Here is a 17,701-nt window from a genome sequence, read left to right as displayed (position 1 = left end):
TCCCGGACCCTGAACAGCGGACATGATCCCTTTTCGCAGGAAGGGCCATGCCGGACAGATCAGTCCTCGGTTGGCAGACGGATGGTCTGACCCGGATAAATGTCATCCTTGGATGTGACAAGCGGTTGATTTGCATCAAGGAGCTCATCGCCCGTGACATCCTGGGGCAGCTTGTCGGCAACCTCGTCCAGCGTCCTGCTGGTCTTGATCTCCAGGAACTCCGGATCGGGCGTTCCGGCCGGAACGGCAATTTCGGCCTCGACCGCCGAAACGCCCGCGACATTGCCCGCTGCGAGGATCATCTGGTCACGTTCCTTGGCACTGTCCGCCTTGCCACGCAGATAGATCGTGCGATCATCGATCACCAGATGGGACATGTGCATCTGGGCCAGACCAAACCGTTTGAAGGCGCGCTTGATGACGCTTTCGCCGGGCTTGGGGGGCAGGGGCGCATCAAGGGACTGGACCAGTCCTTCGAGGGAACCTTCGCCGATACGGCCGGCTTTGGGATTGAAGCGATAGATTTTCATGAAGCGAACTCAAAAACGTGTGGCGCCCGCGCATGGGGCGTACCGGACCGTTAGCGCGCCGGACCCGAAAGAGGTTGCGCGTTTTCTGCGTCCCCCCCGTGAGAAAATGACAGGGCTTGCGAACAGGTTTTGATTGACCGCATGCGGGGACTCCTGTAGGCGCGACGGCACAGCCGGAAACGTGGACGTACCGGCCGGACCCTCAGCGCGGGATTCTGCATCCCGCCGGCCCGGCATCTGGGTGCGCGCCCGTCCTTTCCAATCCGGGGAAGGGCCTACCGGCACAACAAAACGGACCGCCATGCAGCATGGGGCGGTTCTGATGAGTACAGGGGTCAACCCATGTCAAAGCGTCTTGAGAGCAAGTACAAGATCAATCGCCGCCTCGGCGTCAACCTGTGGGGCCGTGCCAAGTCCCCGGTCAACCGTCGCGAGTACGGCCCCGGCCAGCACGGTCAGCGTCGCAAGCAGAAGCCGTCCGACTTCTCCATCCAGCTGATGGCCAAGCAGAAGCTCAAGGGCTACTACGGCAACATCAGCGAGAAGCAGTTCCGCAAGTATTATGACGAAGCCGTCCGTCGCAAGGGCGATACGTCCGAGAACCTGATCGGTCTGCTCGAGCGTCGTCTGGACGCCGTCGTGTACCGTCTGAAGTTCGCGATCACGCCGTTCGCTTCGCGTCAGTTCATCAGCCACGGCCACGTCACGGTCAACGGCAAGAAGGTGAACATCCCGTCCTACCTCGTGAAGGAAGGCGACGTCATCGAGGTTCGTGACTCCTCCAAGCAGCTCGCCATCGTGCTCGACGCTGTCCAGACGGGTGAGCGCGACACGCCGGAATACGTCGAAGTCGATCACCGCCAGATGAAGGGCACGTTCCTGCGTACCCCGGTTCTCTCCGATGTGCCCTACCCGGTGCAGATGGAACCGAACCTGGTTGTCGAGTTCTACTCCCGCTGATCCTGTTCCGGGCTTTGCAGCCCGGTGCGGACTGCGACCGGAAAAGCCGGATGGGTTATCCCATCCGGCTTTTTTGTTGGCGATATTTCCGCTTTTCATTATCTTGCCGGCATCAGATCAGAGGCGAAGCGATGCAAAGGGCCGGTTTCTTTCTGCTTTTCGCTGCAATGCTACTCCCGCCTGCCGAGGCGCGGGGGATCAATACCTTTGTCTCTCCGATGCACCATCCTGCGGTTTCCGATCATCTCTACATCCAGACATCGGAATCGACGCTGCCATCAGATGGGCAGTATGTTGAGGCACCGCAGGCAAGGATGATGGCGCCTCCGCCCCTGCGGCTGACCCGTGCAGGAAAGGTCATGGGCTTTCTGCACAATCTTTTCCCGAGCGGAGATGCAAATCCCTCCCTCCACGATCCGGTATCAGGGAGTGCAATCGAAAAATTCGGTGAAGCTTATGCCGGTTCCGGCCCGATGGGCACGGGAATAGCTCCTCACTGAAGTGGCGGGTGGCGCGCCCGGGGCATTTTGTCCGGAAAGTCAGACAGGTTAGAGATGTATCTCTCCATGTCGTAATGATACGTTATGTATCAACGTGACGGGGTGACTCTATTCATGCGCATCGCGCTTCTCGCTGTTCTTCTCTGGGTTGCCATGCTTTCGAATGTTGATGCCAAAGGGGTCAATACCTTCGTAGCCCCCGATATGCATTATCATCCCCCGCCGCCCGGTCCGCTTCCACGACGCTGCCCGGATGGAACGAGGGTTCTTCCTCCCCGCCGCTGTCATATCCGGCCGCCGGTTATGGGCCGCACAGGCGCAGGCAAGGCAGTCGACAGCGTGACAGGGGTCATCAGGCGGCTGACCACGCATGATCTGGGGTTCCGCTGGTAAAGGGGAGGGCCTTTAATCCCTTGACGTTACAGGTCCCGTTCTCCAGATTGCGCCTCCCAACGGAAAAGCATCTTCCCGCTGTCCTCTGTCGCTTTCGGGCGCGGTGTCTGACACGGACATTGTGAAGGCACCAGTCCCGGATTCCTGTTGTCATCGGAGGCATCATGTCAGAGGCGCTGAGCGCTGAAATCACCCGCGAGATCGCTCGCCGGCGTACATTCGCAATCATTTCCCATCCGGATGCCGGTAAGACGACCCTGACCGAACGCATCCTGCGGGCCGGTGGCGCCATTCAGATGGCCGGCAATGTCCGCGCCAAGGGCGAACGCCGCCGCACCAAGTCTGACTGGATGGGGATCGAGCGCGACCGTGGCATTTCCGTCGTGACCTCGGTCATGACTTTCGAATACGGCGACTGCGTCTTCAACCTGCTCGACACTCCGGGCCATGAAGACTTCTCCGAAGACACCTACCGCACACTGACGGCCGTGGACTGTGCGGTCATGGTCATTGACGCCGCCAAGGGTATCGAGGACCGGACCCGCAAGCTGTTCGAGATCTGCCGTCTGCGCGATATTCCCATCGTCACCTTCATCAACAAGATGGACCGTGAAGCGCAGGACTGCTTCGCGCTGCTTGACGAAATCGCCAACACGCTGGCTCTGGATACGTCTCCGGCGACCTGGCCGATCGGACGGGCGGCAAAGTTCATCGGCACCTACGACCTGCGCACGAAGGAAGTGCATACCAAGGAGCCGGTCGGTGAAGACGATCCCCGCATCATTCAGATGCGCGAGGAAGTCGAACTGGCTGAAGCAGCCCTGCCGGAATTCGACCGTGAGTCCTTCGATGCCGGTCATCTGTCCCCGGTCTTCTTCGGCTCTGCCATGAAGGAAATCGGTGTCACGGATCTGCTCGATGCGCTCGTCGCTTACGGCCCGGCCCCCCGTGCCCAGCAGACCGAGACGCGCGAAGTGAAGGCCAGCGAAGATCAGGTCACGGCGCTGGTCTTCAAGATCCAGGCCAACATGGACCCCAACCACCGCGATCGCATGGCCTTCGCCCGCGTCTGCTCCGGCCGTCTGACCCGTGGCATGCGCCTCAAGCATGTCCGGACAGGCAAGCAGTTCGCCCTGCATACCCCGCAGTTCTTCTTCGCCCGTGACCGTCAACTCGCTGAAGAGGCGTTCGGTGGTGACGTCGTCGGAATCCCGAACCACGGTACCTTGCGCATCGGCGATACGCTGAGCGAGAGCGAAGACCTGCGCTTCACGGGCGTGCCGCACTTTGCACCCGAAATCCTGCGCCGTGTCCGTCTTGATGATGCGATGAAGGCCAAGAAGCTGCGTCAGGCTCTGGTCGAGCTTGCAGAAGAGGGCGTTGTCCAGCTCTTCCGTCCGCAGGATGGCCTCTCGCCGATCGTGGGTGTGGTCGGAACGCTTCAGCTCGACGTGCTCCAGTCCCGGCTTCAGGGTGAGTACGGCGTGGCCATCGGCTTCGAAAGCACGCCCTATTCCCTGGCGCGCTGGATCACCGGGGACCGCGCCAAGATCGAAGCGTTTCAGGACCTGAACCGCTCCGCCATGGCCGACGATCTGGATGGAGACCCGGTTTTTCTCGCAACGTCCTCTTTCATGATGCGCCGGACCATCGAGATGAATCCCGATCTCGCGTTCCATGACATCAAACAGATCGGCATGGCCTCAGTCTGAAAAGAAAAAACCCCGCTCTGCAAGGAGCGGGGTTTTTTCTTACAGTCCCATCAGGGAAAGAACGCCGTCGAAGGATCGCTGAGACCCGCCTTCCACAATCAGCGTCCGGCCAATCTGAAGCGCCTTCTGCCGCGCCAGCAGACGCTCCTGTGCCGTGCCGCACAGACCATAATCCGCCACCTGTGCAAACCCGACCGTCCGGCGGATCATCTCCAGCCCGCAGAACCCGGCCATGTCCCGCAGGATGTCCTTCAGGAACGACGCAACCAGATCCTGACGTCCCGCAGGCCCCGAAAGTGCCCACATATCCCCGCCACCATTCTGAAGGGCAGAACGCAGTTCCTCGGAAAAACTCTGCCAGAACGCTACCATTTCCGCCCTGAGCTCTGCCGCCTTGTGCGGAGCCGCACAGAGATGCAGCGCCAGATTGCCCAGATAAAGCCCGCAGTCGAACCCGACCGGTCCCATCGTCGCGAACTCTCCATCAATGACCCGCACATCCGTTCCATGCAGCATGATGGAGCCCGTATGCAGATCCCCATGCAGCAGCGCCTGTCGGACCGTCAGGAAGCGGTCCTGAAGTCGCCCCACGGCCCGGTGCAGGATCTCGTCGGTCTGAAGCGCCTTCACGTCATCCAGGAGGCCCGCTTCGGGTTCAGGATTGCGGTCACAGACACGGTACGGGTCCGTCAGGATCAGATCGACCGTAATGCGGGTGAGGGCGGTATTGCCGGAAAACTGTTCCAGTAACCGCGCTCCCGTCTCGAAGGGCTGGTTTATCCACCCCGTCGCCTGCACGGTCCGGGCCACATACGTCCCGATTACGGCAGAAAACCCCGACGGGGCCCGGCCCGCAATCAGCGCCGAGCGCAGGACTTCATGCTCCGTCAGACATTCCATGACGATCAGGAACAGACCAGTGTCATAAGCGAAAAGCTCCGGCATCAGCCCCGCAACGGCAGGTGCGACGGCCCGCATGTAGCGCGACTCATACAGCGCCCGTTCCAGCGGCATCGGCCAGTCTGGTGCCACGCGGACATGCGGCAGAGCCTGCTTGCAGCATAACGCACCAGCAACACCATCCACCAGAAAGACCGTATTGAGATTGCCGTCGCTCACCTCACGGATGGACCAGTCTGCCGCAGCCCCGCCCAGACGCTGTGACAGTTCCGGCTGCTGTGCCAGCCAGTCCCGCAGGGAGGCGGCATCCAGAATACGATAGGTCATCAGCGTCGCTCCAGCATGGCAGACAGGGTCGGGACGAGAGGTTCGGGTAATGTTGTATCGGGCTGAACCCGCATTAGCGCCTGATATTCCGCATTGCCAAGATGGTGGCAACGGTCCTGCAGGGTCTGGAAATCCAGCGCGGTGGTCAGGTCCATTCCGACATCCACGATATGGGTCTGCGGATGTTCACAGGCCAGAAGACAGCCCCCGACCTGACACTCCGCATCCGTCAGGCCGAGTTCCTCGTGACATTCCGCCATCAACTGAGCCGCAAGATCGATCTGCACCTCACTATTGCGGCTTTCCACATTCCCGGCCGGCGCGCCCTGCCAGTAACCCGGGAGATAGATGGATTTTTCAGAGCGCTGACCGATCACGATCCCATCGGTCGCGCGCAGCAGTCCCACAACCGCCAGCGGACGCAGAATCCCGGCGCCATACAGATCAGGCTCGCGCATCTGCGCCAGCACCCGCCGGTATTCCGACCAGTGTCCTCTGATGACATCCGGCCCGATCACATCCGCACAGAAAACGCGTCCGTTATACAGGGTGGGATGCTTCGCAAGCGCCGCATCCCAGTGCAACGCCACACGGGCTTCGAGATCCGCAGCCAGTATCGGCATGGAGCGCCCAACCTGCACGACGACGTCGGGCTTGAGGGGCGTCACAGGCCATTCTGATCGGGTAGGGGGCATCTGACGCTCCGGACAGGACAGCGGAAAGGGGGGGGATCTTTCATGGACCGGAATATCCGACCCCGCAACGTCCCGTCAGGGCATCTCGAGCTTGACCGAAACCGGACAGTGATCTGACAGCCCGGCAGGTACTTTATCGTTTTTATAGGTCATGACCCGCAGACTGTCCGGCACGAGCCAGTCCCGCGCGGCATTGCCCAGCAGAATGTGATCGATGAAATATTCCCCGCCCCAGCAGGGGCTGGCCCTGCCGGCTGTCGTGAGCGTGACGGGCGTTTCAGCCTCGATCTGCTGCATCAGCGGGTCATGCAGCGTCAGCCGCCGGTTGAAATCTCCCAGCACGGCATAGGCCTCCCCTTCATCCTGTCGCTCCAGCATCCAGTCCTGCAGGATCCGGACCTGCTGATAAAGCGTGGGGCAGGAATGTTTCCGCTGGTTCAGAGGCTGGTCCCAGCATCCGGTCTTGAGATGCACCACCAGCAGCCGGAGGTTGGCCCGCCCATCACTGAGCGTGACATCCAGCCCGCCCCGCAACTGATGGGGCGCATCCGGCGCGGCGACATTGAGGGCGGACAATTCGTCATTGACCGTAACCTGCAGATTGCGGCGCACGGCCACGCCGACCCTCTGCACGACAGGATCAGGCGTCAGAATGATCTGGTAGGTTCTGGAGCTGAAAACACGGGAAGCGGCGGTTGGGCCGTCCACTTCCTCGAACGCCACGACATCCGAATCCAGATGCCGGGCATAAGCCGCGAGTTTTGAAAAATCGCGGTGCTCGCCGCCCGGAACATCGTCCGGCAACGCCCCGTCTCCTGAAGGACGCAACGTCAGCCAGTCCATGTTCCAGGTCGAGAGTTTAAGGGTATGGGCAGAAACGGGCTCCATGCTGCCGGTCAGGAAAAGACCGGCCAGCATGGGGACAGCAGCCTGCCTCAGGCTGCCTGTCCTTCCGTAGCACCCATTTCCTCGAGGACGCTTTCAACCGTACGCGTCTTGCGCGTTCCCTCGTCGAGAATGAGGATCTCGCCCTTGGGAATGTCATAGAACCAGCCCTGAAGCTTCAGGGCACCCTGTGCCAGCGCCCGCACAACCGTCGGATGCGTGCGCAGATGCACGAGCTGGAGCAGCACGTTGTATTCGGCGAGGGAACGGATGTCTTCCGGCCCGGCATCTTCCGCTTTCAGATCGCCCAGAGCAGCCCGGGCAGCCTCGCCATGACGCATCCAGCTCTTGACCGTCGGCAGGCTGTCCAGCTTGGGCGAGTTCAGATCCATCAGCGCGCCCATGGCGCCACAGTTGGAATGACCGCAGATGATGACGTTCTTCACCTTGAGCGCACCAACCGCATACTCGATCGCCGACGACACGCCGCCCAGCATTTCGCCATAAGCCGGCACGATGTTGCCGACATTGCGCACGATGAAGAGTTCGCCCGGTTCCGTCTGGGTTATGAGACTGGGGCTGATCCGGCTGTCGGCGCAGGTAATGAACAGGGTCGACGGAGACTGGCTGGAGGCCAGGCTCTCGAACAGTTCCGCACTCTCGGGATAGACGTCCGTTTCGAATTTGCGGACACCGCCCAGCAGTTTCGCCAGAGTATCACGACCACAGGCCATGGTGTTCTCCTTCATCTTGAACTAGCGGGCAGTTAGAAGGCTTTGTCAGGACAGGTAAAGCATGATTCCATCGGACCCATGCTTTGTCACCACCCTGACATACCATGACGTGTTTCTTACGCAGATGCGAGTGCTGTACGCAGCATGGCAAATACGGCGTCTGAATCTGCATTGGGGCCACCGGCCTGCGCCATATCCGGACGGCCACCACCGCCTTTGCCGCCCATGAGTGCCGAAGCCTCGCGGACCAGCTTCACCGCATCCACACGATCCGTCAGGTCCTTCGTTACGGTAATCACGATGCTGCCGCGACCATCCGCATTGGACATCAGCGCCACGACACCCGAGCCGATCTGCTTTGAGATGCTCTCCGCCAGACCCTTGAGTTCCTTCGGGCTGACATCGCCGAGATCACGCGCGGAGAGCGTGATGCCGTTGATGCTTTCCGTGGCACTGGTGGCTTCGCCGGTTGCCAGCTTGCGCTGAAGGTCGGAGACCTGCGCCGTCAGGGACTTGCGCTCTTCCAGAAGCGCTGCCACGCGGGACGCGGCATCGGCAACCGGAACCTTGAGCAGGTCAGCAATCTGCTTCAGACGGCCCTCGGTTTCCAGCGCCAGTGCTTCCGCAGCAAGACCACAGACAGCCTCGATCCGGCGCACGCCAGCCGAGACGCCGCTCTCAGATACAATCCGGAACGGCCCGATCTCACCAACACGCCCCACATGCGTGCCGCCGCAGAGTTCGATGGAATAGGCCGGACGATCGTCGTCGCCCTTACCCATCGAGACCACGCGGACTTCATCGCCATACTTCTCGCCGAACAGGGCCATGGCCCCTTCCGCCACGGCTTCGTCCTGCGTCATCAGGCGCGTCTCGACCGGTGCGTTCTCCCGGATGCGGGCATTGACCTCAGCTTCGACCGCCGCCAGTTCGATATCCGTCAGCGGACGCGGCTGACTGATATCGAAGCGCAGACGCTCCGGCGCATTCAGACTGCCCTTCTGCGTGACATGCGTGCCGATCTGCCGACGTAGCGCCTCATGCAGCAGATGGGTCGCGGAGTGGTGGCCACGAACGGCCGTGCGGCGGGCATGGTCGATCTCGGCATGAACCGCCATGCCGGGCTTCAGCGTGCCTTCAACGACCTTGCCGTAATGCACGATCAGATCGCCGTTGCGCTTCTGCGTATCCGTGATTTCGACGCGCACACCCGGAGCCGTCAGTGTTCCATGATCGCCAACCTGACCGCCACTTTCGCCATAGAAAGGCGTCTGGTTCAGCAGGATCGCAACCGTCTCGTCGCCAGCAGGGGCTTCGGCCAGTTCGTCATTGCCCCGGAAAATGCCCTGAACTTCCGCATCGGCTTTTTCGGACACATAACCGAGGAACTCGCTCGGACCATGCCTGTCGCGTGCGTCAAACCACACTGTCTCGGCCGCCGCATCGCCCGAACCGACCCAGGCCGCACGCGCACGCTTGCGCTGCTCGGCCATGGCGGTCTCGAAACCGGCCTCATCAACCGTACGGCCCTTTTCACGCAGGGCATCCTGCGTCAGATCCAGCGGGAACCCGAACGTGTCATAGAGCTTGAACGCCACGTCGCCGGGGAGGGCTTCCCTGTCGCCCAGACGGTCCAGTTCGTCGGAAAGCAGCGTCAGGCCACGTTCCAGAAGAGCCGTGAAGCGTTCTTCCTCACCCTTCATCGTCTGCGCGATCAGGGCCTGATGCTGGACGAGTTCCGGATACGCCGCGCCCATCTGCTGGATCAGCGCCGGAAGCAGGCGATAGAACACCGGCTCCTTTGCGCCCATGATGTGCAGGTGACGCATGGCGCGCCGCATGATGCGGCGCAGCACATATCCACGACCTTCCTTGGACGGCAGCACGCCATCCGCAATCAGGAAAGCCGTCGAGCGCAGGTGGTCCGCCACAACGCGATGGCTGGCTTTGAACGGACCATCGGCGTCCTGATGCATGATTTCGGCAGAGGCCTCGATCAGCGCGCGCATCGTGTCGGTGTCGTAGTTGTCGCGCTTGCCTTGCATGATCGCGGCAAAACGTTCCAGCCCCATGCCCGTGTCGATCGATGGTCGGGGCAGAGCATCGCGCGAGCCATCCGGCTGGTCGAGGAACTGCATGAACACGAGGTTCCAGATCTCGACGAAACGGTCGCCGTCCTCATCCGGGCTACCCGGAGGGCCACCGAACACGCTGTCGCCGTGATCATAGAAGATCTCGGAGCAGGGACCACACGGTCCCGTGTCACCCATGCGCCAGAAATTGTCGGAGGTACCGATGCGGATGATCCGGTCGTCGGACAGGCCGGCGATCTTTTTCCAAAGATCGGCCGCGTCCTCGTCTTCCGCATAGACGGTAGCGAGCAGCTTGTCCTTAGGTAGCCCGAAATCGCGCGTCAGCAGCGTCCAGGCGAATTCGATGGCTTCAGGCTTGAAGTAATCCCCGAAGCTGAAATTTCCCATCATCTCGAAGAACGTGTGATGGCGCGCCGTGTACCCGACATTGTCGAGGTCATTGTGCTTGCCACCCGCACGCACGACCTTCTGTGCCGTGGTGGCACGGGAGTAGGGGCGCGTTTCCTGGCCGGTGAAGACGTTCTTGAACGGCACCATGCCAGCATTGGTGAACAGCAGTGTCGGGTCGTTCTGCGGCACCAGGGATGCCGAGGGAACGATGCGGTGGCCCTGCGAACCGAAGTATTCGAGAAAGGCCGATCTGATATCGTTTGTGCTGGTCATGATGAGGGAGTGTCAGTTCCGGGAAGACAGGGAATAATCTGCCTGTCCTAGACTATTGTGGCCGCCTTGGAAATGCAGCCCTCAGTCATTCTCTCCATGCACCCTGCTGCTTCCGTCATGCAATCCGGACAGTTCCGGCTCGGGTTCCGGCGCAGTCAGCCCCGCAGCGGGGATCTCCACTGCCATCTGCACCAGTTCCAATGGCGTTTCGGGCGTCTGTGCCCGGAAAACGAGCCGCCGGGACAGATTGAAATTGGCCACCATTCCACACAACGCACCCGCGGCAAGGGCCAGTCCCGGATGACGCACGGTCAGGGGAAGCGTGGCGTAGAGCAGGAACACCATGCCGCGATTGAGAAGAAATCCGAACGAATTGGCCAGCAGGAATCGTAGCCACTGCAAAAACATGTGCTGGTTTTCCGCCGCGGAGAGCCGGAACGTCCACATCCGATTCAGGCACCAGTTCCCGGTCGCCGCCACGAAATAGGCAATCAGTGTCGCCGCGATTAGCCCTGCGGGAACCCGCAGCAGGGAGACTGTGCCCCAGTCCACCAGAAAACCGAGTGCGCCGACTGTTCCGAACCGCAGGAACTGGTCGATGATTTCCGGTCGGCTGCGCGGATAGAAAAGGCGGCTGCGTCGCAAGGAACATGTCTCCGGGCTGTCGGGATGGGCTGGCTCTAGCGTGTGGGGGAAGTCGTCCGCAAGGAGAGTTTTGCTTTCACCCTGTGTTGGGCCCAAAGAAAAAGGCGCCCCGAAGGACGCCTTTCTCAAAACCGGAAGTCGAAGATTCCGGCGTCAGATCATGTCTGAATTACTTCAGGATGATCTCGACGCGACGGTTCTGCGGCTCGCGGGTGTTCGGGCCAGTCGGAACCAGCGGCTTGGACTCGCCGTAGCCGTGGATGTCGATGGCAGCAGCCGGGACACCGTCACGGATCAGTTCAGCCTTCACGCTGGAAGCGCGACGGTTGGACAGACCCAGGTTGTACTTCTCACCGCGCGGACCCGGGTGAGCAGCGGAGTTATCCGTGTAGCCGTTGACTTCGATGCGCGTCGTCTGGACGTGCGTGGAAGCCTGGGCTGCCTGGGCAACGATCTCACGGGCGCGGCCCGTCAGGTCAGACTTGTCCCAGTCGAAGAACACGAGATACGTGCGGGCCGGGGTCGGAGCCGGCGGAACGATGACCGGAGCCGGCGGCGGCGGCGGCGGAGCCGTGTCGAAGGCATAGCGCAGGCCCAGGATGAACTGGTGCGAGAAGCGCTGGTCGAAGTTCACGTTGCCCTTGTGGACGCCGGAACCATTGTACGCCGTGGAGCGATACGGACCGTTGGCGAATTCCTGACCGACGAAACGGTATTCCGTCGTGACAGCCAGACCCGGAACGTTCGGGATGTCGTAAGCTGCACCGACGATGCCCTGGTACGCGAAGCTGCCCTGCGTGCCGCCCATGCGGTTCACATTGCCGTTGTTGTACTGGGTGGTGGTCGGGTTGTAGTGCTGCCACAGGTAGCCAGCGCCAACACCAACGAACGGCGTGACAGGAACGTTCAGGCCGAAGTTGGCGAGATCGATGTCATACAGGACGTTGACGAGGCCGCCATAAGCCTGATCGGAACCGCGGGTGGAACCGCTCACTGGCGTGTGGGCGCGGTGGTTGAGCTGAGAGTAGTTGTACACACCCTCCACTTCAACGCGCAGACCGTTGCCGAAGCCCCAGCCGAATGCACCGAAGCCGGTGAATCCATCGTGGTGACGGTACTGGGAGCTGGAACCAGCATTGCTGCTCGTGCCATCGGCCTGTGTCGTCGGCGAGAAGTGAGCGTGCTGGTTCTGGACCAGGTTGTAACCACCGCCGATGTTGACATAGGGGCCGGTGATCGTGCTGGCCATGGCAAGCGACGGTGCGGCGACCATCGACGTCATGGCAAGGAGTGCCGTGCGGAGACGCATGTTTTCGTCCTCTTAGTGACTAACGTTCGAGCCGTTGGAAAATGCTTTCACCAACGGACCCAGCGCGATGCATAAGCGCATATAGAGCGCAGAGTTCCCCGCGACAAAGCCAGTCAGGGTCTTCCAGCTCTACTCGGGGTAGGGGAGTGACATAAAAGCCACAGTCCATTTCGCCCGCTTCACGATCTACGCCTCGCGTCTACGTTGCCTTAGCTCATGGTTTCAGCAGAAGCCAGAGCCTAAGGCAGAAAGCAGCTATGCAAAAACAGAGGGAAAACAGGCATTTAGCCGTGATGTGACGTAATTTTAACATTCATCACGGACGGCAGCCCTCGCTGATGAGGAGATTACGCACTGTTTCTGAGGGGATGTCGCGGGTCGTGAAGGCCTTCCCGATCCCGCGGAGCAGCACGAACGCCACCTTCCCGTCCTGCATCTTCTTGTCCCGAGTCATGTGATGCAGCAGTACGTCTGCGGAGAACGATTCCCGGAACCAGTCAAAGCTCACGGGCATGTCCAGACTTCGCAGATGGCGGTCCAGACGCTGCAGATCTTCGACAGGGGCGTAGCCAAGTTCCACGGAAAGGGCCATGGCCAGGTGGATCCCGATCGAGACAGCCTCGCCATGCAGCAGGCGTCCGTCATATCCCAGTTCCGCTTCAAGAGCGTGTCCGAACGTATGCCCCAGATTGAGCAGGGCACGGCCGCCAACAGACGCCTGCTCCTTTTCGTCAGCCGCCACGACCGCCGCCTTGAAGGCGCAGGCCCGGCGCACGGCCTCTGTCAGCGCCGCCGGATCGCCGTCCAATACGTCACGTCCGTGGTTTTCGCACCATGCAAACAGTTCAGGATCGGCAATCAGGCCGGATTTGACGATTTCGGCATATCCGGCAACGCGCTGGCGGCGTGGGAGTGTAGCAAGGGCGGAACTGTCCGCAAGCACCGCGACAGGCTGATGGAACGCGCCGATCAGGTTCTTGCCCGCGGTGGCATTGATCCCCGTCTTGCCGCCGACGCTGCTGTCCACCTGGGAGAGCAGCGTTGTGGGGATCTGCACGAATGGCAGGCCACGCAGGGCCGTGGCCGCGACGAACCCCGACAGATCTCCTACGACACCGCCGCCCAGCGCCACGATGGTTGTCTTGCGCTCGATCCCCGTGGAGAGCAGCCGGTTCATGACGTCTCCGTAGCAGGCAAGGGATTTGCTCTCCTCACCGCCGGGAACCGCAATCACATCCGCACGGATGCCGGTTTCCTCGAACGACGCCAGAAGCCGGGGCAGATGCAGTCCGGCGACCGTCTCGTCCGTGATGACGACCACGCGTTTCTGGGGCAGGTGAGGTGCAAGCCATGCTCCCGCGCGCGAAATGAGGTCCGGTCCGATCAGGACATCATAGCTGTGATGGCTGAGAGAGACATGCACTGCCTCCGGCCTGCGATATTCGCCCAGAACTTCCCGCACCCGCTGCACGCCCTGTTCCACGGTTTCGTCTCCACAATCGATAATGATGTCTGCTTCCGCGTAGACGGGGTAACGCAATCCGACCAGCCGCTCCAGAACCTCGTCCGGCCGTCCCTGAGCCAGCAGTGGCCGCCCCGATCGTCCGGCAACCCGTTTCACCAGAACATGTACCGGGGCCCGCAGCCAGATCGATACGGCGTGCTGCCGGACCAGACGGCGTGTCTGGGCATCCATCCAGGCGCCCCCGCCCGTGGCAAGGATGCAGGGCGGTCCGTCAAGGAGACGCTGGATGACGCGGCGTTCACCGTCCCGGAAAGATGCTTCGCCATGTCGGGCAAAGATTTCGGGAATCGAACAGCCGGCAGCCCGTTCGATCTCGATGTCGGCATCCACGAAGGGCAGGCCGCAGATCTGCGCAAGGCGCCGTCCGATGGTGGTTTTGCCAGCCCCCATCATTCCGACGAGGACAACCGTACGCAACGGCGTGCCATCGGGAGAGAAAAAGGGTTCCGGCTTGGCTGAAAGGGGGAAAGGCAGGCGTGACATGCCCTGCTACGTATCATAGGAGAGGGAACACGTCCTGCCCTCACTTCGAGACCTTTTCCCATGGCCATTACCGATCGTTCGTTTTCCCGCCTGCCGCTGATTGGCGGGGCCGTTGCCGTCCTCCTTGTTCTGGGCGTCGGCGGAGCGTTCCTGCGTCTGGGCATGACCGCCACACCACCGGCACAGACCATGGTTCACAAGGATCTGTCCGGTGCGGCTTTCGCCACTTCTGCCGCACCGCAGGCCGCCCTTCCGGCCATGCCCCCCGTGCCTGCGGCCCAGCCCGCACAGGCTCCAGTCATGGCTCCGGCCCCCGTGGCAACAGTTCCGGCGGCTGCTCCCGCCACTGCGCCGCTGACGCCCTCGACCCCGCTGCCCACGATGCCCGCTCCGCAGGCCGCTCCGGCCCAGCCGATGCCCGCCGCCCCGGTCGCTCCGGCTCCCGCTCACTGATCACCCCGGCATGGAGCATGTCCGTGACGATCGGGGGGACAGCAGGCATGTCGAGGCTTTTCTTGAAATGCTGGCCGCCGAGCGCGGTGCGGCACTGAAAACCCGACAGGCCTACGCCTCTGACCTCGCTGATTTCGCGAGCCACTGCGCGCCCGTCGCTCTTGCCGAGGCGCAGGCTGCGCAGGTCCAGTCCTATCTCGCGGAACTGTCCCGCGCCGGTCTGGCGGCCCGTACGGCAGCGCGGCGACTGTCCTGCCTGCGCCAGTTCTACCGCTTCCTGATGCTCGAGTCGGTGCGTGAGGACGATCCTACCGAGCGTCAGCAGGCCCCCAGAATCGCCTCCTCCCTTCCCAGACCGCTGGACGAAGAGGAAATCCGCTGCCTGCTGGAAACCGGGACGCGCGGGCATGAAAACGAACGCCGGGACATCGTCTCCCGTGCCGCGCTGGAACTGCTCTACACGACCGGTCTGCGCATTTCCGAGCTGCTCGCCCTGCCGGCATCCTGTGTCCATGTCCGTGGTCCCATGCTTCTGGTGCGTGGCAAGGGCGGCCGCGAGCGGCTGGTGCCCCTATCCCAGAGCGCTCGGGACGCTGCGGACCAGCTCGCGCATTTCGATCGCGATCTCGGCAGCCCCTGGCTCTTCCCGGGACGCAACCCGCAAAAACATCTCACGCGACAGGGATTCGACAAGATCCTGCTCGCCTGCGCCCTGAAAGCCGGGCTGGACCCCGACCGTGTCAGCCCGCACGTCCTGCGTCATTCTTTCGCCAGCCATCTTCTTGCGCATGGCGCCGATCTGCGGGCGCTTCAGATGCTGCTGGGTCACGCCGACATCGCCACCACCCAGATCTATACGCAGGTCATGTCCGAACGCCTGCGACAGGCCGTGACGGCGCATCATCCGCTGGCACGGAATGGCGCGGCCCCGGACGAAGCGGACTGAACAGATCATTCCGCATGTCGCAGGGACTGTTTCCGGACGCGCAGGCGTGCTATCGGGCTGGCCATGCGCCAATTCCTAGATTTCGAGAAGTCGGTCGCCGAACTCGAGACCAAGATCGACGAACTCCGCCAGATGGGCAGCCAGGGCAAGGACTCCGGCACCAGCGGCATCAATATCGATGACGAGATTGCCCGTCTGTCCGAGAAGGCCGACAAGCAGCTTCGCACGACCTATGCCAAGCTGACGCCGCTGCAGAAAGTGCAGGTGGCCCGTCACGCCCAGCGCCCGAAGGCTCTGGACTACGTGCAGCAGCTGGTAACGGACTATACGCCGCTGGCCGGGGACCGCGCCTTTGGTGATGACGACGCCATGATCGGTGGTCTCGCCCGTTTCCGGGGAGAGCCGGTCGTTGTTGTCGGAACCGAGCGTGGCCACGACACCGAAACGCGCCTGAAGCACAATTTCGGCATGGCCCGCCCCGAAGGTTACCGCAAGGCGCAGCGCCTGGTCGAAATGGCTGGTCGTTTCGGCCTGCCGATCCTGAGCTTCATCGATACCGCCGGTGCCTGGCCCGGAATCGACGCTGAAGCGCGCGGACAGGCCCAGGCCATCGCAAAGTCGATCGATGTCTGCCTCAAGGCCCCCGTGCCGCTGATCGTGACCGTGATCGGTGAGGGCGGGTCGGGTGGCGCCATTGCCATCGGTGCGGGCGACCGCATCCTGATGCTCGAGCACTCGATCTATTCCGTGATTTCGCCGGAAGCCGCCGCCTCCATCCTGTGGCGCGATCCGAAGCTGGCGCCGGCCGCCGCCGAAGCCCTCAAGCTCACCGCGCAGGACCTTCAGTCCCTTGGCGTGATCGACCGCATCATCCCCGAGCCGGTCGGGGGCGCCCAGCGCGCACCGGACGAGGCCGTCAAGGCCGTCGGCAACGCGATTGCGGAAGAACTGGGTTCGCTCAAGGATCTGACGGGTCCGGCGCTAATCCAGAAGCGCCGGGACAAGTTCCTGTCCATGACCCGCACGCCTCTGCACTGAGACCTTTTCAAAAGCCGCTGCCCCTCCGCAGCGGCTTTTGTTTTTTCAGACTGTCTGTTTGTGTGTCGGCTCGCCTGCGAGTGGTTCACGTCCATGCGCCATGATGAGATCATGCAGCGCCAGCGCGGCCTTCTCGACGGTCTCGCTGTCATATCCCTTGGCCACCAGCGCCACACCGCTTGCCCCGTCCGGAAGATGATAGGGATAAGATCCCAGATCAATCGTCGGAAAGTTTTTCTGCAACGTCGCGAGATCGGCTGCGAAATCCCCTTCCTTCAGCCCGGCCGCATGCCAGCTTGCGGAGACGAGTGGTGCGCCTTTCTCAAGCTGCGGCACCAGCCACGCGACCATCGATGCAAAGATGGAGGGCACCCCGGCCATCACATGCACATTGCCGATGCTGAATCCGGGCGCCACTGACACCGTATTGAGAATCGGCGTGGACCCCTTGGGCAGATAGGCCATGCGCTGGCGGGCTGCATTGAACCGGTCCGCTCCCAAAGCAGCCTCCAGCAGACGGAAGCTCTCCTCATGCCGGACCAGCGGTGCGCCCATGGCCGTTGCGACGCATTCGGCCGTGATGTCGTCATGCGTCGGCCCGATGCCGCCGGACGTGAACACGATGTCGAAGGCCGCGCTGCAGTCGCGAACGGTCCGGATGATGCGCTCTTCGATATCGGGAATGACCCGCACTTCCATGAGCCGGATGCCCTGTTCATTCAGGGCCTGGGCCAGAACCCGCGTATTGGCGTCCTGTGTGCGTCCCGAGAGGATCTCGTTGCCAATGACGAGAAAACAGGCAGTTTTTTGAAGCATGTGTCCGCTCCTGATAGTCTTCGCCACAGAACGTAACGGCTCGCCTCGCGTTGTCGAGGACAAACCCGCTCCGAACTTTCGTTTTCATCAGGAG

The 17,701-nt window shown here is 61.9% G+C and carries 17 protein-coding genes; 7 read left to right on the top strand and 10 right to left on the bottom strand.

Features of this window, described 5'->3' with window-relative positions; translation table 11 throughout:
* Nucleotides 1-59: 59 nt before the first annotated feature.
* The gene (locus ABF859_RS08375) at nucleotides 60-530 is read right to left on the bottom strand and encodes a BON domain-containing protein (RefSeq protein WP_415527318.1); all 471 of its coding nucleotides are present in this window, start codon (nucleotides 528-530) and stop codon (nucleotides 60-62) included.
* A 342-nt stretch (nucleotides 531-872) separates the two neighbouring features.
* Between ABF859_RS08375 and rpsD the strand changes: the two genes are divergently transcribed.
* The 4 genes from rpsD (at nucleotide 873) to ABF859_RS08355 (ending at nucleotide 4,095) form a co-directional block, all read left to right on the top strand.
* Entirely contained in the window at nucleotides 873-1,490 is a 618-nt protein-coding gene (gene rpsD, locus ABF859_RS08370) for a 30S ribosomal protein S4 (RefSeq protein ID WP_011253300.1), read from the top strand.
* A 50-nt stretch (nucleotides 1,491-1,540) separates the two neighbouring features.
* Nucleotides 1,541-1,990, top strand: coding sequence for a hypothetical protein (locus ABF859_RS08365; RefSeq protein WP_415527317.1), 450 nt, complete (start codon nucleotides 1,541-1,543; stop codon nucleotides 1,988-1,990).
* 114 nt (nucleotides 1,991-2,104) lie between these two features.
* Nucleotides 2,105-2,383, top strand: coding sequence for a hypothetical protein (locus ABF859_RS08360; RefSeq protein WP_415527316.1), 279 nt, complete (start codon nucleotides 2,105-2,107; stop codon nucleotides 2,381-2,383).
* A gap of 164 nt (nucleotides 2,384-2,547) precedes the next feature.
* The gene (locus ABF859_RS08355) at nucleotides 2,548-4,095 is read left to right on the top strand and encodes a peptide chain release factor 3 (protein WP_415527315.1); all 1,548 of its coding nucleotides are present in this window, start codon (nucleotides 2,548-2,550) and stop codon (nucleotides 4,093-4,095) included.
* A gap of 39 nt (nucleotides 4,096-4,134) precedes the next feature.
* Here ABF859_RS08355 and mtnK read toward each other — a convergent pair whose 3' ends face one another.
* The 8 genes from mtnK to aroB form a co-directional block, all read right to left on the bottom strand.
* A complete protein-coding gene (gene mtnK / locus ABF859_RS08350) occupies nucleotides 4,135-5,322 on the bottom strand; it encodes an S-methyl-5-thioribose kinase (RefSeq protein ID WP_415527314.1) in 1,188 nt (395 codons plus the stop codon).
* Entirely contained in the window at nucleotides 5,322-6,017 is a 696-nt protein-coding gene (locus ABF859_RS08345) for a hypothetical protein (RefSeq protein ID WP_415527313.1), read from the bottom strand. Before ABF859_RS08345 ends, mtnK begins: the two co-directional genes overlap by 1 nt.
* 75 nt (nucleotides 6,018-6,092) lie before the next feature.
* The gene (locus ABF859_RS08340; RefSeq protein WP_415527312.1) at nucleotides 6,093-6,935 is read right to left on the bottom strand and encodes an endonuclease/exonuclease/phosphatase family protein; all 843 of its coding nucleotides are present in this window, start codon (nucleotides 6,933-6,935) and stop codon (nucleotides 6,093-6,095) included.
* Nucleotides 6,936-6,952: 17 nt separating this feature from the next.
* Nucleotides 6,953-7,636: a carbonic anhydrase gene (locus ABF859_RS08335; protein WP_415527311.1), complete on the bottom strand. Its 684-nt coding sequence runs from the start codon at nucleotides 7,634-7,636 to the stop codon at nucleotides 6,953-6,955.
* 116 nt (nucleotides 7,637-7,752) lie between these two features.
* Complete coding sequence (alaS, locus tag ABF859_RS08330; RefSeq protein ID WP_415527310.1) at nucleotides 7,753-10,392, bottom strand: alanine--tRNA ligase; 2,640 nt, start codon at nucleotides 10,390-10,392, stop codon at nucleotides 7,753-7,755.
* An 81-nt stretch (nucleotides 10,393-10,473) separates the two neighbouring features.
* A complete protein-coding gene (locus ABF859_RS08325; protein ID WP_415527309.1) occupies nucleotides 10,474-11,037 on the bottom strand; it encodes a GtrA family protein in 564 nt (187 codons plus the stop codon).
* Between the two features lie 169 nt (nucleotides 11,038-11,206).
* Nucleotides 11,207-12,346, bottom strand: a complete 1,140-nt coding sequence (locus tag ABF859_RS08320) for an OmpA family protein (RefSeq protein WP_415527308.1) — start codon at nucleotides 12,344-12,346, stop codon at nucleotides 11,207-11,209.
* 316 nt (nucleotides 12,347-12,662) lie between these two features.
* Nucleotides 12,663-14,354: a 3-dehydroquinate synthase gene (gene aroB, locus ABF859_RS08315; RefSeq protein ID WP_415527307.1), complete on the bottom strand. Its 1,692-nt coding sequence runs from the start codon at nucleotides 14,352-14,354 to the stop codon at nucleotides 12,663-12,665.
* Nucleotides 14,355-14,414: 60 nt separating this feature from the next.
* On the opposite strand from aroB, the gene ABF859_RS08310 reads away from it, so the two are divergent.
* The 3 genes from ABF859_RS08310 (at nucleotide 14,415) to ABF859_RS08300 (ending at nucleotide 16,791) form a co-directional block, all read left to right on the top strand.
* Nucleotides 14,415-14,807, top strand: a complete 393-nt coding sequence (locus tag ABF859_RS08310) for a hypothetical protein (protein ID WP_415527306.1) — start codon at nucleotides 14,415-14,417, stop codon at nucleotides 14,805-14,807.
* 10 nt (nucleotides 14,808-14,817) lie between these two features.
* The gene (locus ABF859_RS08305; RefSeq protein ID WP_415527305.1) at nucleotides 14,818-15,753 is read left to right on the top strand and encodes a tyrosine recombinase; all 936 of its coding nucleotides are present in this window, start codon (nucleotides 14,818-14,820) and stop codon (nucleotides 15,751-15,753) included.
* A gap of 63 nt (nucleotides 15,754-15,816) precedes the next feature.
* Complete coding sequence (locus tag ABF859_RS08300; RefSeq protein WP_415527304.1) at nucleotides 15,817-16,791, top strand: acetyl-CoA carboxylase carboxyltransferase subunit alpha; 975 nt, start codon at nucleotides 15,817-15,819, stop codon at nucleotides 16,789-16,791.
* Nucleotides 16,792-16,836: 45 nt separating this feature from the next.
* Here ABF859_RS08300 and ABF859_RS08295 read toward each other — a convergent pair whose 3' ends face one another.
* Entirely contained in the window at nucleotides 16,837-17,607 is a 771-nt protein-coding gene (locus tag ABF859_RS08295) for a competence/damage-inducible protein A (RefSeq protein WP_415527303.1), read from the bottom strand.
* Nucleotides 17,608-17,701: the final 94 nt, after the last annotated feature.

This window comes from Gluconobacter sp., from assembly GCF_047722525.1.
In the GTDB taxonomy this organism is placed as follows: domain Bacteria; phylum Pseudomonadota; class Alphaproteobacteria; order Acetobacterales; family Acetobacteraceae; genus Gluconobacter.
The sequence above is the reverse complement of the archived record's forward strand: the minus strand, read 5'-3'. Positions and strand labels throughout refer to the sequence as shown.